General features: G+C 70.2%; 13 protein-coding genes. 4 read left to right on the top strand and 9 right to left on the bottom strand.

The window, feature by feature from the left end; genetic code table 11:
• Nucleotides 1-11: 11 nt before the first annotated feature.
• From qcrB to ctaE, 4 genes are read right to left on the bottom strand one after another with little or no spacing between them, the layout of a single operon-like run.
• Complete coding sequence (gene qcrB / locus WA675_RS19310) at nucleotides 12-1,637, bottom strand: cytochrome bc1 complex cytochrome b subunit (protein WP_336086030.1); 1,626 nt, start codon at nucleotides 1,635-1,637, stop codon at nucleotides 12-14.
• On the bottom strand, nucleotides 1,634-2,773 hold the full coding sequence (gene qcrA, locus WA675_RS19315) for a cytochrome bc1 complex Rieske iron-sulfur subunit (RefSeq protein ID WP_336086031.1): 1,140 nt from the start codon (nucleotides 2,771-2,773) through the stop codon (nucleotides 1,634-1,636). Before qcrA ends, qcrB begins: the two co-directional genes overlap by 4 nt.
• Nucleotides 2,770-3,633, bottom strand: coding sequence for a cytochrome bc1 complex diheme cytochrome c subunit (qcrC, locus tag WA675_RS19320; protein WP_336086032.1), 864 nt, complete (start codon nucleotides 3,631-3,633; stop codon nucleotides 2,770-2,772). The genes qcrA and qcrC overlap by 4 nt, the downstream gene beginning before the upstream one ends.
• A gap of 56 nt (nucleotides 3,634-3,689) precedes the next feature.
• Nucleotides 3,690-4,301, bottom strand: coding sequence for an aa3-type cytochrome oxidase subunit III (ctaE, locus tag WA675_RS19325; protein ID WP_278265523.1), 612 nt, complete (start codon nucleotides 4,299-4,301; stop codon nucleotides 3,690-3,692).
• A 180-nt stretch (nucleotides 4,302-4,481) separates the two neighbouring features.
• Here ctaE and WA675_RS19330 point away from each other — a divergent pair, with 180 nt between their 5' ends.
• Nucleotides 4,482-4,901 carry a hypothetical protein gene (locus WA675_RS19330; RefSeq protein WP_336086033.1) on the top strand — a complete coding sequence of 140 codons (420 nt, stop codon included), beginning with the start codon at nucleotides 4,482-4,484 and terminating at the stop codon, nucleotides 4,899-4,901.
• 88 nt (nucleotides 4,902-4,989) lie between these two features.
• Nucleotides 4,990-6,051 (top strand): anthranilate phosphoribosyltransferase, encoded by a 1,062-nt coding sequence (gene trpD / locus WA675_RS19335; protein WP_336086034.1) that lies wholly within the window; start codon nucleotides 4,990-4,992, stop codon nucleotides 6,049-6,051.
• Nucleotides 6,052-6,064: 13 nt separating this feature from the next.
• Here trpD and WA675_RS19340 read toward each other — a convergent pair whose 3' ends face one another.
• The 5 genes from WA675_RS19340 to WA675_RS19360 form a co-directional block, all read right to left on the bottom strand.
• On the bottom strand, nucleotides 6,065-6,340 hold the full coding sequence (locus WA675_RS19340; RefSeq protein WP_336086035.1) for an Lrp/AsnC family transcriptional regulator: 276 nt from the start codon (nucleotides 6,338-6,340) through the stop codon (nucleotides 6,065-6,067).
• A 4-nt stretch (nucleotides 6,341-6,344) separates the two neighbouring features.
• Nucleotides 6,345-6,896: a phosphoribosylanthranilate isomerase gene (locus WA675_RS19345; RefSeq protein WP_336086036.1), complete on the bottom strand. Its 552-nt coding sequence runs from the start codon at nucleotides 6,894-6,896 to the stop codon at nucleotides 6,345-6,347.
• 357 nt (nucleotides 6,897-7,253) lie between these two features.
• The gene (locus WA675_RS19350; RefSeq protein WP_336086037.1) at nucleotides 7,254-9,131 is read right to left on the bottom strand and encodes a DEDD exonuclease domain-containing protein; all 1,878 of its coding nucleotides are present in this window, start codon (nucleotides 9,129-9,131) and stop codon (nucleotides 7,254-7,256) included.
• A gap of 42 nt (nucleotides 9,132-9,173) precedes the next feature.
• Complete coding sequence (locus tag WA675_RS19355; RefSeq protein WP_336086038.1) at nucleotides 9,174-10,382, bottom strand: tetratricopeptide repeat protein; 1,209 nt, start codon at nucleotides 10,380-10,382, stop codon at nucleotides 9,174-9,176.
• Nucleotides 10,383-10,392: 10 nt separating this feature from the next.
• A complete protein-coding gene (locus WA675_RS19360) occupies nucleotides 10,393-11,622 on the bottom strand; it encodes an ATP-binding protein (RefSeq protein ID WP_336086039.1) in 1,230 nt (409 codons plus the stop codon).
• Between the two features lie 678 nt (nucleotides 11,623-12,300).
• On the opposite strand from WA675_RS19360, the gene WA675_RS19365 reads away from it, so the two are divergent.
• A complete protein-coding gene (locus WA675_RS19365) occupies nucleotides 12,301-12,870 on the top strand; it encodes a C40 family peptidase (RefSeq protein ID WP_336086041.1) in 570 nt (189 codons plus the stop codon).
• 178 nt (nucleotides 12,871-13,048) lie between these two features.
• Nucleotides 13,049-14,113, top strand: a complete 1,065-nt coding sequence (locus tag WA675_RS19370; protein ID WP_336086042.1) for an NlpC/P60 family protein — start codon at nucleotides 13,049-13,051, stop codon at nucleotides 14,111-14,113.
• Nucleotides 14,114-14,117: the final 4 nt, after the last annotated feature.

Raw genomic sequence — 14,117 nt, forward strand, 5'->3', positions numbered from 1 at the left:
TGCGGGTGCGGTCAGTGACCCTTCGGGTCGCCGCCGTGCACGCGCGCCTGCTCGTCGGCGAGCGCGGTGAGCATCCGGTGCTCGTCGGCGTGCTCGTTCTCGAAGTAGGCGTCGGACTCGGCCTTGGGGTCGGGGCGCAGGAAGCTGCCCAGACCCGGCTTGCCCGCCGAACCCAGCTTGTTCATCTTCTTCGGCACCGCGGCGCCCTGGTACTCCAGCGGGATCGCGTGGCCGTGGTCGTCGACCGGGCCCAGCGGCTGGTGCACCTCGATGTACTCACCGTGCGGCAGTCGCTTGATCACACCGGTCTCGATGCCGTGCTCGAGCACCGCCCGGTCACTGCGCTGCAGACCGATGCAGAACCGGTAGGTCACGAAGTACGCGATGGGCGGCAGCAGCAGCACACCGATGCGGCCGATCCAGGTGGTCGCGTTCAGCGAGATGTCGAACTTCAGCGCGATGATGTCGTTGACACACGAGAGCGTGAGCACCACGTAGAACGCGATGGCCATGGCACCGATGGCGGTACGCACGGGCACGTCGCGCGGACGCTGCAGCAGGTTGTGGTGCGCGGTGTGATCGCCGGTGAGCCGCTTCTCGATCCACGGGTAGGCGATCAGCAGCGTGAACACCAGACCCATGACCAGCGCGACCCAGAACACCGCCGGGACCGTGTAGCGGCCCAGGTAGAGCTCCCACGGCGGCATCAGGCGGGCCATGCCGTCGGTCCACATCATGTAGAAGTCGGGCTGTGAACCCGCCGAGACCTGCGATGGGTTGTACGGACCCAGGTTCCAGATCGGGTTGATCTGCAGGACACCACCCATGATGCCGACGATGCCGAGGGTGAACGCGAAGAACGCGCCCTGGTCCGCGGCGAACACCGGCACGATGCGCGCGCCGACCACGTTGTTCTCGGTCCGGCCGGGGCCGGGGAACTGGGTGTGCTTCTGGTACCAGACCAGCGCGACGTGCGCGCCGATCAGCGCCAGGATGATGCCGGGCAGCAGCAGCACGTGCGCGATGTAGAGGCGCGGGATGATGATGTCGCCGGGGAAGTCGCCGCCGAACATCAGCCAGTGCAGCCAGGTACCCACGACCGGGACACCGATGGTGATACCGGAGAACGCGGCGCGCAGACCGGTACCGGAGAGCAGGTCGTCGGGCAGCGAGTACCCGAAGAAGCCCTCGAACATCGCCAGGATCAGCAGCAGCGAGCCGATCACCCAGTTCGCCTCACGCGGCTTGCGGAACGCGCCGGTGAAGAAGATGCGGAACAGGTGGATGATGATCGACGCCGCGAACAGCAGGGCCGCCCAGTGGTGGATCTGCCGGACGAACAGACCGCCGCGCACCTCGAAGGAGATGTTCAGCGCGGTCTCGTAGGCCCGCGACATACCGACACCGCGCAGCGGCTGGTAGGCACCGTCGTAGGTGACGTGCGCCATCGACGGGTCGAAGTACAGCGTCAGGTAGATACCCGACAGCAGCAGGATGATGAACGCGTACAGCGCGATCTCACCGAGCAGGAACGACCAGTGGGTCGGGAAGACCTTGTTGATCGACCGCTTCATGAACGCCGCGGCGCGATACCGCTCGTCCATCTCGTTGGCTTGGTTCGCCAGCAGAGTGCTCATGAACGACGCTCCCAGAAGGCCGGGCCGAGCGGCTCGATGAAGTCGCCGTTCGCGACCAGGAAGCCTTCGGCGTTGACGGTGATCGGCAGCTGAGGCAGTGCGCGGGCGGCGGGACCGAAGACCGGCTTACCCCACTCGGTCGCCGAGAACTGCGACTGGTGGCAGGGGCACAGGATGCGGTTGGTCTGCTGCTCGAACAGCGAGGTGGGGCAGCCGAGGTGGGTGCAGATCTTCGAGTAGGCGAAGTAGTCGCCGAAGTTGAAGCTCTCCTGGCCCTTGCGCTTGATCGCCTTCTCCGCGTCGGCGGTACGCAGGCGGATCAGCATCACGGAGTTGCGGATGCCACGCAGCGACTGCAGCGTCTCGTGCTCGTCGCCGCGCCACTTCTCCTTCCACGGGAACACCGTCTCCATGGCGCCCGCGTCCAGATCCTCCGGGCGCACCAGCACGACGTCCTGCGGACGGCCGGTGTCGCGACGGATGTAGATGGTCTCGCCCGGGTAGTCCGGGGTCCAGCCGGAGACCCACAGCGGCGACTTGTCGCCCTTGGCCCACGGGTTCTTGACCATGCCACCGACGAACACCAGCAGCGCGCCGATACCGAGCACGCCGACACCGGCGCCCGCGGTACCGAGCATCATCTTGCGGCGGCCCAGGGTGGAGGAGTCCAGCGCGTCCTGCAGTTCGGCGGCCAGGGTGCGACGCTCGACCTCGTCGGACGGGCCGTCGTGGCGCTGCTGGATGGAGATCTCGGCGGGGATGAACCGCTTGCGGATCAGCACCACCGCGATGCCGATGACCAGCACCGAGATACCGAAGGTCAGACCGACCAGCGGGGTGAACAGCGCGTAGGCCTGGTGGCCGTCCTGCCGGTTGCCCTTCCATTCCCAGGGCCAGAACAGGAAGACACCGATGAGCGCGGCCGCGGCGAGGCCGGAGATGGCGAACCAGAAGGTCACCGCCCGCTCGGCGCGCTTCTCGGCACGGGTGCCTTCGACGGGCCAGCGCTCGTTGCGGTACACGACCTCGACGTCGTCCCGTCCGGTGCCGAGCTCGACGAGCTCGTCGCGCGACATCGCGTCCAGTTCGTCCTCGGTCGGTTCCCGACCCATGTCGTTGTGCTCCTGTCCACTCATGATCGGGATCCGATCCACATCGCGGCGCCGACCACGGCGGTGATGCCGATGACCCAGATGGCCAGACCCTCGGTGGCCGGACCGAAACCACCCAGGTCCCAGCCGCCCGGGGACTTCTCCTCGGCCGCGTTCTTGATGTAGGCGACGATGTCGCGCTTCTCCTCCGACGACAGCTGCCGGTCGGAGAACTTCGGCATGTTCTGCGGGCCGGTGAGCATCGCGGTGTAGATCTGCGCCTCACTGGCCGGCTCCAGCGGCGGGGCGAACTTACCGCTGGAGAGCGCACCGCCGCGGGCGGTGAAGTTGTGGCAGGAGGCGCAGTTCATGCGGAACAGCTCCGAACCACGGGCGATGTCGGCGCCGCGCAGCGACTCCTGGGCGACCTCGCCGTTGGCGTCGCGGACCACCGAGGGGCCACCGCCGTTGGCGGCGACGTACGCGCCGAGCGCGTCGGTCTGGTGCGCGTCGAACTTCTCCGGCTTGCGCACGGCCTGCGCGCTGTTGGCGGCCATCGGCATGCGGCCGGAGGAAACCTGGAAGTAGACCGCGGCCTCGCCGACACCGATCAGGCTCGGACCACGATCGGCGACACCCTGCAGGTTGGCACCGTGGCAGGTGATGCAGGAGGTGTCGTAGAGCTGCTTGCCCTCGCGGATCAGCGCGGAGGTGTCCTCGTGCGCGGTGGCGACCTGGGGCTCGGGGGTGAGCGCGGTGGCCAGGAAGCCGGCTCCGACCAGGCCGACCATCAGCGCGAGAGCACCCGCGATACGACGGCGGGCGCGACGCTGCTTACGCGTCTTGGCAGCCTGACCGGTGCCGGGGCCAGCGGGCTCTGGGGCCGACGGGGGAGATGAACTCATCTGTGTCCCTTTGGAGTAGACGGAACCGACTTGTGCAAATGCTGTGCGCCCGCGCGCTAGCGGACGAAGTAGATCGTGGCGAACAGCCCGATCCACACGATGTCGACGAAGTGCCAGTAGTAGGACACCACGATGGCGGCGGTGGCCTGGGCCGGGGTGAACTTGCTCAGCGAGGTGCGGATGAGCAGGAACACGAACGCGATCAGACCGCCGATGACGTGCAGACCGTGGAAGCCGGTGGTGATGTAGAAAACCGAGCCGTAAGAGCTGCCGGCGATCGAGGTTCCCTCGTGCACCAGGTGGTAGTACTCGTAGCCCTGGCCGAAGACGAAGAACGCGCCCATCAGCAGAGTGATCACGTACCAGCGGCGCAGGCCGAACACGTCGCCCTTCTCCGCGGCGAACACACCCATCTGGCACGTGAACGACGAAGCGACCAGCACGGCCGTCACCGGGACGGCGAGCTTCATGTTCAGCTCGGTCGGCTCCGGGGGCCAGTTGCCGTGCGCCTGCGCGCGCGCAACGAAGTACATGGCGAAGAGGCCGGCGAAGAACATCAGCTCGCTCGACAGCCAGATGATGGTTCCGACGCTGACCATGTTGGGCCGGTTCAGCGAATGCACACGCTGAGTAATGGCCGATCCTGGGGTGCCTACTGCGGTCGTCACGGGGTAAGTATGACTCTTCGTAGTACGACAGCTGTACCCGGGTACGAAAGTTTGTCGCGGGAATCGGAAAACCCACGTACAGAGGGGGTCCGGAACCGCCGTCGGCGTGTTGGCGGCTACCCCGCGACGACCCATTGTGACAGCGTTGGATGTGGAGAAGCTGAGACGAAGGAGGCGGCGATGGTCGTGGTGCGGATGTGGCGCAGGTTGTTCGGGGGACAGACCGAGTCGCTGGACCCGGCGCGGCCGGATCTGGTGGTGGTGGCGTCGAGCTTCGACGACGCCGAGTCGGCGTCCAGTGCCCTGGACCGGGCCGTCGAGCTCGATCGCGAGGCCGAGGCAGTGCTGCGTCATCACCTGCGCCTGCCCGCCGAACAGGTCGACGCCGCCGCCGAGATCGCCGGATACGACGGCTACCAGCGCGCCGACAGCGACCGCCCGGCCACCGGCGACCTCGTCCCGGTGCTGTTGCAGCGGGTGCAACAGCTCGATCCACTGAGCTGTTCGCAGGAACGCTCCCGGATGGCCGGGCTGGCCCAGCGCCACGACGGCGTCGCCGACGGCTGGGACGCGCTGCAGCCACCGCGCTCGGCACCGTAAACTCGCCTCCGGCGCAAATGTCCTTGCGCCAGCCCGGTGCGCCCGATCAGAGTTGCGTGCTGTGTCGTCGAACGGAGATGCGGAGCAGATGAGCGTGCGCAGCTGGCCCCAGGTCCTCGGAACCCTCGCCGACGGTGGCGACCTGGCCGCGGACGACACCACCTGGGTGATCGACGAGATCTTCACCGACAACGCCACCGCCGCCCAGATCGCCGCCTTCGGCGTCGCCATGAAGATCAAGGGCCCCACCCCCGCCGAACTGGGCGGCATGGTCGCGGGCATGCTCGGGCACGCGCGGCTGGTGCACGTCGACGGCGACGCGGTCGACATCGTCGGCACCGGCGGCGACCGCTCCGGTTCGGTCAATATCTCCACCATGTCCTCGGTGGTGGTGGCGGCCAGTGGGGTGCCGGTGGTCAAGCACGGCAACCGGGCGGCCTCGTCCAAGGCGGGCGGCGCCGATGTGCTCGAGGCGCTGGGCGTGAAGCTGGCGCTGGGCCCGGAATCGGTGGCGCGCTCGGTGCGCGAGGCCGGGATCGGCTTCTGCTTCGCCCCGCTGTTCCACTCCGGGCTGCGGTTCGCCGGTCCGGCGCGCAAGGAGATCGGCATCCCGACCGTGTTCAACGTGCTCGGCCCGCTCACCAACCCGGCCCAGCCGCGCGCCGGGCTGATCGGCTGCGCGTTCGCCGACCTGGCGCCGGTCATCGCGGGGGTGTTCGCCGAGCGCGGCGCGAGTGCGCTGGTGGTGCGTGGGCGCGACGGGCTCGACGAGATCACCACCTCCGATCGCACCGATGTGTGGATCGTCAGCGGCGGGCACGTCCGCCAGACCGTGCTGGACCCGACCACCCTGGGTATCCCCCGGGTGGATCTGGACGCCCTGCGCGGTGGTGACGCCCAGGAGAACGCGCGCATCGCGCGGGAGGTGTTCGCCGGGGCGCCCGGTGCGGTGCGCGACGCGGTGCTGCTGAACTCGGCCGCGGCGATCGTGGCCTACGACCTGTCGCGCGGGGTCGGCGACGCCGAGCTGGATCTGGACGCCGCGCTGCGCGCCGGGATCGAGCGCGCCGCCGCCGCGGTGGACAGCGGCGCGGCGGCGAAACTGCTGGGCACCTGGTCGGAGCTGACCCAGCTGCTCGACGAGGCCTGAGGCCGCGAAAGCCTCACTCCCCCAGCGAGAATCCGGCCTCCACATCGGCGCTGGAGTAGGACTTGAAGGCGATGTGGGTGGTGGTGCGGACGACGCCGGGCACCTTGTCGATGCCCGCGGTGACGACCTCGGCGATGCGCTCGTGGTCGCGCACCCGCACGATCGCGATCAGGTCCACGTCGCCCGCGCAGGAGTACACCTCGGCGACTCCGGCGGTGTCGGCGAGCGCCTGCGCGGTTTCGGGGATGCGAGAGTTCTCGGCCTGGATCAGCACGATCGCGGTAATCATGGGATCAGCCTAGAACTTCGTGCCGCTCGGTGGCCGCTTTGAACCGGCGCATCAGCTCGTAGCTCTTCACACCCGGCGCCGTTTCCACCGAACTGGACACGTCCACGCCGTAGGGGCGGTGCCGGGCGATGGTCTCGGCGACATTGTCCGCGTCGAGCCCCCCGGCCAGCACGACCTTGCCCGGCAGCGCGCGCACCCACTCCGGGAACTCCTCGAAGATCCCCGAGCCCGCGCTGGCGTCGTAGAAGAAGTATTCGCTGGTCTGTCCCGGTTCCGGGGGCGTCGAGGAGCAGAACGCCAGATTCGGCAGCTCGGCCCACCGATACAGCTGCACCACATCGAACGCGTCGGCCACCTCGGCCACCTCCCCCGGCTCCAGCGCCACCGCGAAGGTGGTGATCCGCCCCCGCGCGTACTCGGCCAGCGCCCTGGCTTGCTCCGGCGTGCGATACCGCTTGCTCTTGGTGGTGACCATGACCCCGATCGCCGAGTACCCGAGCTCCACGGCCCAGTCGATCTGCTCCTCGGTGGTCAGCCCACACACCTTCACGAACATCCGCCGTCGCACCCTTTCGTCCACACCATCCGCCACGATCCCGCGACATCCCCCATGATCCCGGATTCCTCCCCGCACGCCTCGGGCAGGCTCGACGCGCGCACACCGCGCGTTCCGGTCCGCCGGTGGCGGCGCCGGGTTTCGCCGACGAGTTCGTGGCGAGCGATGTATCGCACGGCGGACGCGGTGGGCGCACACCATGGCTTTCGCGTTCGGCCCACAATGTCGCCGCCCGGCGCCGCCGGGCACGCCGAGCCCGCAGTGGTCGGCGCGCGGTGTGTGTGCCGGTCAGCGCTCGGCGAGCGTGTTCCTCGCCTTCGGCGCGCAGTCGGTACTGGGGCGCGCAGTCGGTACTGGTCAGCGCTCGGCGAGGTATTCCTCGGCCTCGGTGCGCGCGGTGGCCGCGGCGCGGGCTCGTTGAGCCCAGGCGGCCCAGCGCGCGGCGCCGTGCCGGGGTTCGTAGTAGCCCTCGCTGACCCTGACGATGCGGGCGCCGGGGCTGGTGAGCGCACGCGCGATCACACCGGCTTCCTCGGGCGAGGCGCCACGCAACGGGGGCATGTCGTCCTCGGCGGGGTAGGTCAGGGCACCGCCGTCGAACAGCGCGACCGCCGCATCGGGAAGGGGCGGTGCGACCGCGCCGGGCGGGTGGGTGCCTGCTTCGGCGGGTGAGTCGGCGGCGGGTGTCGCGTCGCCCAGGTCGGGGACGACGGTTTCGGCGGCGGCGACGATCTGGTCGACGACGGCCATGGGTGGGGTGCCGCGGCGGGCGGTGCCCGCGGCGGCGAGGCGGCCGTGGCGGATGACCGAGAACTCCCAGCCGCCCGCGCCGTCGGGCAGGGCGACGATCAGTTCGGCGAGGCGGGCCAGGGCGGCCAGGCGCTGGGTGCGGTGCAGCGTGGTGACGAGGGTGGCGGTGCGGTCGCGCAGGCGGGCGGCGGCTTCGAAATGCTCGGCGGTGGAATGGGTTTCGATGCGGGCGAGCATGGCGCGCAGCAGGGTGTCGGAGCGGCCGGTGAGCAGGTCACGGACGGCGTCGACGGCGGGGCGGTAGCCGGGTGGGTCCAGGTCGCCGTCGGGGCGGGCCGCGGGGCAGCCGCCGACGGCGGCGGGTGGACAACTGTGACGGGCGCCGCGGGCCAGACGCGTGAGGCAGGTGCGCAGCCCGGCGAACTCGGCGATCGTCGCCCCCACATCGAGGGCGTCGGCGCGAGAGGTGAACGGCCCCAACGCTGTTCGGGCGGGTGCGCGCACGGTGGTGAACCGGGGGAACGGTTCGTCGGTGAGGGTGAGCCACCAGCCGCGGCGCGGGAACTTCGAGCGGCGGTTATAGGGCGGGGCGTGCGCGGCGAGCAGACGTAGCTCGCGCACGCCCGCTTCCAGGCCGTGCGCGCACACCACGTGATCGACCCGATTGGCCAGTGCCACCATCTCTTTCATGCGGCCGCGGGTCTCCGAGCCGGTGAAGTAGGTGCGGACGCGGCGGCGCAGATTCACCGCGGTCCCTATATAGAGGACTTCGTCGGACGGGCCGCGGAACAGATACACTCCGGGCGCGGCGGGCAGGTCGGCGGCGAAGGTGCGTTTGGCGCGCTGGGTACCGGTGACGCCGGGCAGGTAGTCGAGCAGCTCGGTCAGGCTGTGCACGCCCTGATTTCCGACGCGGGCGATGAGCGCGTGCAGGACGTCGACGGTGGCGCGGGCGTCGTCGAGGGCACGGTGGGTGGGCGTGGTCGAGGCACCGAGCACTCGCGCCAGCACACCGAGCCGGGCCGAGGGCGCCTCGTCCTTGGTGAGCACCCGGCGGGCCAGTTTCACCGTGCACAGCACCTGCGGATTCGGCCACTCGAGCTCCTGGCGCGCCGCGGCCGCCTTCAGGAAGGCGGTGTCGAAGCGGGCATTGTGCGCCACCAGCACCGCCCCGGCCGCGAACTCGAGAAACCCCGGCAGCACCGCCTCGATCCGCGGCGCCTCGTACACCATGGCCGTGGTGATCCCGGTGATCTGCACGATCGCGGGCGGAATCGCGAACCCCGGATTCACCAGGGTCGCGAACTCCCCCAGCACCTCTCCCCCGCGCACCTTCACCGCCCCGATCTCGGTGATCGAGTCCCCCTCCGGGCTGGTCCCGGTGGTTTCCAGGTCGACAACGACGAACGTGGTGTCGTAGAGCGGGGTCTCCAGTTCGTCGAAGGCCAGCTGACGGGCGGCAGCCGGAAGTACGGGCTCGGGCACGCCCGGCAGCGTAGGCCGGGGGTCCGACACACTCGCGCGAACTCAGCGATAGACCGGTGGCGTCCAGTTCGGTGGGGTGAGGCGGGGATACCCGCTCGGCCACGGGTGCCCGGTCGGCCAGGGATGCGCGGGGAAGGTGCGCGGCAACGGGACCGGGGACAGCGGCGGATAGTAGGAGGGCAGGGTGCGCGAGGTCGGACCGGTCGACGGCGAATCCCGGTCCGTGTTCCCGCCGACCCCCGCGACCACGAGCGCGAGGATCAGCGCGATGCCGATGGCGGCCCAGAACCCATTGCCCGCACCGGACCTCGGCGTGCCCAGGTACTCCGCGCGCCAGGCGTGGTCGCGCGCGGGCACGGGCGGCATCGGCGGATACTCGACCGCCGCCGCGGGTACCGGCGGCGGCGTCCGAGCGGCAGACGGTGGCGTTGGCGTCCGAGCGGCAGGTGGCGGCGTCGGCTTCGGCGGCGGAGGGGCCGGTGGCGGAGGGGCCGGTGGCGGCGTCGGCCGCTCCCGCGCCGCCGGGAACGCGTGCTCCCGCGCGTAGTCGGGGAACTTCGCCAGCAGCGACCGGACATCCGGACCGTAGGACGGGTCGAGCTCGGCAGCCCGCCGCAACCACGGCCCGGCCTCGGCCCAGCGCCGCCGCTGCACGGCGTGATTGCCGAGCAGGTACAGCGCCTGGACGTTGTCCGGGTCCAGCCGCAGCGCCTCCTCGATCGCCGCGCGGCCCGCCGCGGCCCGCTTCGAGCGCACCTTGGTGTCCTGCCACAGCACCCGGCCCCGCACCACGTGCAGCACCGCCAGCTCCGGTTCGAGTTCGAGGGCGGTGTCGATGGCGGCCAGCGCGGCCTCCCGATCGCGGTGGGTGAGAACGATCGCGAGGACCCGATAGCTCTCGGCCGACCAGGAATCCAGCTCGACACCGCGCTCGGCCGCGCGCACCGCCGCCTCCTCGTGGCGCAGGGCGGCCTCGCGATCCGATTCGTACAGGTCGGCGAGCAGCCCGTGTTCGCTCATCGCCAGCAGCGTCCAGGCGAAGACGTTGTCCGGGTCCAGGCGCAGCGCGGTGCGCGCGGAGTCGGCGGCGGTGGCGTTCTCGCCGGAACGCAGCCAGGAGTAGGCGAGCTGGGCGTGGGCGTCGCTGTTGTCGGGCTCGGCGGCCAGCAGCGGCGCCAGTTCAGCCCGGGCGGCGTCGAACCGGCCCAGGTCGATCAGGGTGGCGGCCCGGTCGAGATGTCGTTCGCTCATCGACGTGCGGTCAGCGCTGCTTCATCCGCTTCAGGTACCGGGCCAGGTCGTCATAGCTGCCGTCACCGTTGGCGAATTCCACCACATTGCGCGCGGATTCGAACCAGGCGCCGGTGCTCGGGCGCACCTGGGCCAGGGTGGCGTCCAGGTCGGGCATGCCGATCGGGCGCACCTGGCCGGTCCGCACGGAGTCGGCCATGGCCAGCTGGGTGGCCGCGGTGCACACGTGCGCGAGGTCGGCGCCGGACAGGCCGTCGGTGCGCGCGGCCAGGGCGGCCAGGTCGATGCCAGCCACCGGGCGGTCGCGCAGGTGGTAGTGCAGGATCGCCTGGCGCGCGGCGACGTCGGGCAGGCCGACGAAGATCATCCGGTCGAACCGGCCCGGCCTGCGCAGGGCCACGTCGACGTCCCACGGGTGGTTGGTGGCGCCGAGCACGAAGACGCCCTCGTTGCCGCGGGTGGCCGAATCCAGTTCGGTGAGCAGCTGGTTGACCACGGTGCGCATGGTCGAGGAGGCCTGCATCTGGCTGCGCTTGTGGCCGAGCGCGTCGACCTCGTCGAGGAACAGCACGCACGGGGCGTTGCGCCGGGCCATCTCGAAGACGCTGTGCACATTGCGTTCGCTGGCACCCGTATAGATATCGAGGATGTCGGTGATCTCGATCGGATAGAAGTTGGCGCCCAGCTCGCCCGCGACCGCCGAGGCCAGGAAGGTCTTGCCGCAGCCGGGCGGACCGTAGAGCAGCAGGCCGCCGCGCGCGGAGGTGCCGTAGGCGGCGGCCAGTTCGGGATTGCGCAGCGGGCCGAACAGGGTGAGGTCGAGCTGCTGCTTCACCTCGGCCATGCCACCCACATCGGCCAGGCGCAGGGTGGGGCGCGCGACGGTGGCGGCGTCGTCGTCGGTGACGAATTCGGTGGGCGCGGCGTCGACGAAGGCGGGGGCGATGATGTCACCGACCTGGTCCTCGGCGGCCGCCCAGTCGAAGCCGGTCGGCGCCTGCGCCGAGGAGACCACCGGCGTCGCGGGCGTCCCCGACAGGGCCGCCGTGCAGCGGGTCATCAGGCCCAGGACCTGCGCGTTGCCCGGTTCGGCGGCCAGCGCGATCCCGCAGTGCGCCAACCCGTCCGCGTAGCGCTCCCGCTCGAGGAGCAGCTCGATCACGCACACCCGCAGGGCGAGCACGCCCGGACTGCGCTCGAGCATGGTGAGCATGTCGGCCAGTACCTGATCGTCGGCCACTGTTTCCCCCTTCGAACTGCGATCTTTCCGCCCGTACCCTAACCGCCGCAACGTTTTTGCCGCCAGCGCGGGCGCTCGCGCGGGGGCCGCCGCCGCGTCCCCGGCCACCAGGCGTTTCGCCGCGCCGACGACTCCGCCCGGCGGCCATTCGCGGTGAGTGTTTCGTTCCGATGCGAACAAAATGACCGCGAGCATCGGTGAATGCGACCGGGCTCACAGTTTGCCGATCATCACATGACCGGAGCCGAAACGATCGGGTAAGCGGGGTTACCAGTCTCGGCATGCTGAAAGGCGCGGCGCGCCCGACATGTTGACGGTCGGCCAACGAGGTGTCATGCATGTCATCGATCACTGGCGACCTGGCACTTCACCCCCGGATGCCCCCGAAACCACCGGCACCGAGCCCGGGCGACGCGCCGGGTAGCAGCCCGGAAGCTCGCCGGAATCGACCTGGCGTTATCGTTTCGTGATTGGTGTGACGCAGCTCGCAGACATTCCACGGTTGGTCGACCGAATTCCGGTTACGGACGCTTGTCCGACTTTACAAACCACCGTGATGCCTTCGTAACCTTTTCGAGACCTCACGGAGTCCGCCGCATCGGAAACGACCGCAGCGCGATGAAGCCCGCCGAGTCATACGGACCCGGCGTCGTGGGGCAGATTGGAAGTACCCGCATCATGGCGACCAACACCGTCAAGCGTCAGGCGCAGCGAGCCGTTGCCGCCGGAGCCGTCGGCGCTGCCACCATCGGCGCGTTCCTCCTGCCGGCCGCCCCCGCGTCGGCGACGCCCGTGACCGTGCCCGGCATCGGCACCTTCGAGGTGCCCAACGAGATCCCGCTGCCCCAGGGTGTCCCCGGCATCGAGATCCCGGCCGCGCCGCAGACCTTCACCGCGCCGCGCGCCACCGCCGCCGACATCGCCCTCGACGCGGCGATGAGCAAGATCGGCTCCCCCTACGTCTACGGCGCCGCGGGCCCGAACGCCTTCGACTGCTCGGGTCTGGTCCAGTGGTCCTACGCGCAGGCCGGTGTCGACGTGCCGCGCACCAGCGGCGCCCAGCTCGGCGCGGGCACCCCGGTCTCCTTCGAGGACCTGCAGCCCGGCGACATGGTGTCGTTCTACGGCGGCGGCCACTCGGGTCTGTACGCGGGCGACGGCAATGTCGTGCACGCCTCCACCTCGGGCACCCCGGTGCAGCTGGCGCCGATCTCCTCGATGCCGTTCGCGGGCGCGCGCCGCTTCTGATCGACCGGACACGGTGCGCTGTTCGCGGGGAAGGGCGCACCGTGACCCCTCCGTGGCCTACTGGACACGGCCATAGGCGGTTCCGTAACCTGATCGAGACCTTCGTGGCAGACGCGGCGATCGAGCTCGGGTAATGCACGGCAGCCAGACATATCGACAGAACGGGGCACGGGGCACTGTGACGGCACACCACCGCAATTCGCGCGTAGCGCGTGGCTTCGCAGCAGTCCTGTCCGGCGCGGTCGTGGTGTGCGCCGCCTACAGCGCGGGCCCCTCGCTCGCCGATCCGATCGCCCTGCCGACCACGGCCACCGACGCCATCGCCCGGATGGTCGACCTCTCCCGCCAGGCCGAGCAGCTCAACCAGGCCGCGCTCAACGCCCAGACCGATCTGGACGCCAAGCTCGCGGTCCAGCAGGGCGCCGACGCGGAGCTCGCCGCGGCCACCACGGTCGCCGACGCGGCCCGCGCCGAGGTGCGCACGTTCCAGCCGATGATCGACCGCACCGCGATCGCCACCTACACCGGCGCGCGCACCGACCGCATGTTCGCGGTGCTGTCGAGCAATTCCCCCCAGCAGCTGCTGGACAAGATGTCGACGCTGGACGTGATCGCCCAGCAGACCGCCGATCAGGTGCGCGGGTTCAAGAAGGCCGTCGACGCGGCGACCGCGGCCGAGACGGTCGCCCGCACCGCCGCCGACGCCGCGCACACCGCCACCCAGGCCGCCGCGGCCGTGCGCGCCGATGTCGACCGCAAGCTGCGCGATCTGAGCACCGCCACCACCGAGGTCGTCCAGGCCTGGGGCGCGCTGTCCACGCGCGACAAGTCCACCCTGGCCGGTTCGCCGTTCCCGCCCGGTTTCGACCGGGACTCGCTGCTGGCGGGCCTGGTTCCCGGCAGCGGCACCAGCGCGCTGGCCGCCGCGCTCACCCGCATCGGCGATCCCTATGTCTGGGGCGCCACCGGCCCCGACCAGTTCGACTGCTCCGGCCTCGTGCAGTGGGCCTTCAAGCAGGTCGGCAAGGACGTACCGCGCACCAGTTCCCAGCAGGCGAACTTCGGCACCCCGGTGTCCCGGGACGATCTGCAGCCCGGCGACGTGGTGCTGTTCTATCCCGACATCTCGCACGTCGGCATCTACGCGGGCAACGGAATGATGGTGCACGCCTCCACCTTCGGCGTTCCGGTGGCCGTGGCCCCGATCGATACCACCCCGTACCACTCGGCCCGGCGATACTGAGCCG

Source organism: Nocardia sp. SSK8 (assembly GCF_037034205.1).
Classification (GTDB): domain Bacteria; phylum Actinomycetota; class Actinomycetes; order Mycobacteriales; family Mycobacteriaceae; genus Nocardia.

What these genes read in the sequence shown, in the direction of transcription:
- qcrA (WP_336086031.1), bottom strand. Translation starts at nt 2,773, where the DNA reads ATGAGTGGACAGGAGCACAACGACATGGGTCGGGAACCGACCGAGGAC.
- qcrB (WP_336086030.1), bottom strand. Translation starts at nt 1,637, where the DNA reads ATGAGCACTCTGCTGGCGAACCAAGCCAACGAGATGGACGAGCGGTAT.
- WA675_RS19355 (WP_336086038.1), bottom strand. Translation starts at nt 10,382, where the DNA reads ATGAGCGAACGACATCTCGACCGGGCCGCCACCCTGATCGACCTGGGC.
- WA675_RS19330 (WP_336086033.1), top strand. Translation starts at nt 4,482, where the DNA reads ATGGTCGTGGTGCGGATGTGGCGCAGGTTGTTCGGGGGACAGACCGAG.
- WA675_RS19365 (WP_336086041.1), top strand. Translation starts at nt 12,301, where the DNA reads ATGGCGACCAACACCGTCAAGCGTCAGGCGCAGCGAGCCGTTGCCGCC.
- trpD (WP_336086034.1), top strand. Translation starts at nt 4,990, where the DNA reads ATGAGCGTGCGCAGCTGGCCCCAGGTCCTCGGAACCCTCGCCGACGGT.
- qcrC (WP_336086032.1), bottom strand. Translation starts at nt 3,633, where the DNA reads ATGAGTTCATCTCCCCCGTCGGCCCCAGAGCCCGCTGGCCCCGGCACC.
- WA675_RS19345 (WP_336086036.1), bottom strand. Translation starts at nt 6,896, where the DNA reads ATGTTCGTGAAGGTGTGTGGGCTGACCACCGAGGAGCAGATCGACTGG.
- WA675_RS19340 (WP_336086035.1), bottom strand. Translation starts at nt 6,340, where the DNA reads ATGATTACCGCGATCGTGCTGATCCAGGCCGAGAACTCTCGCATCCCC.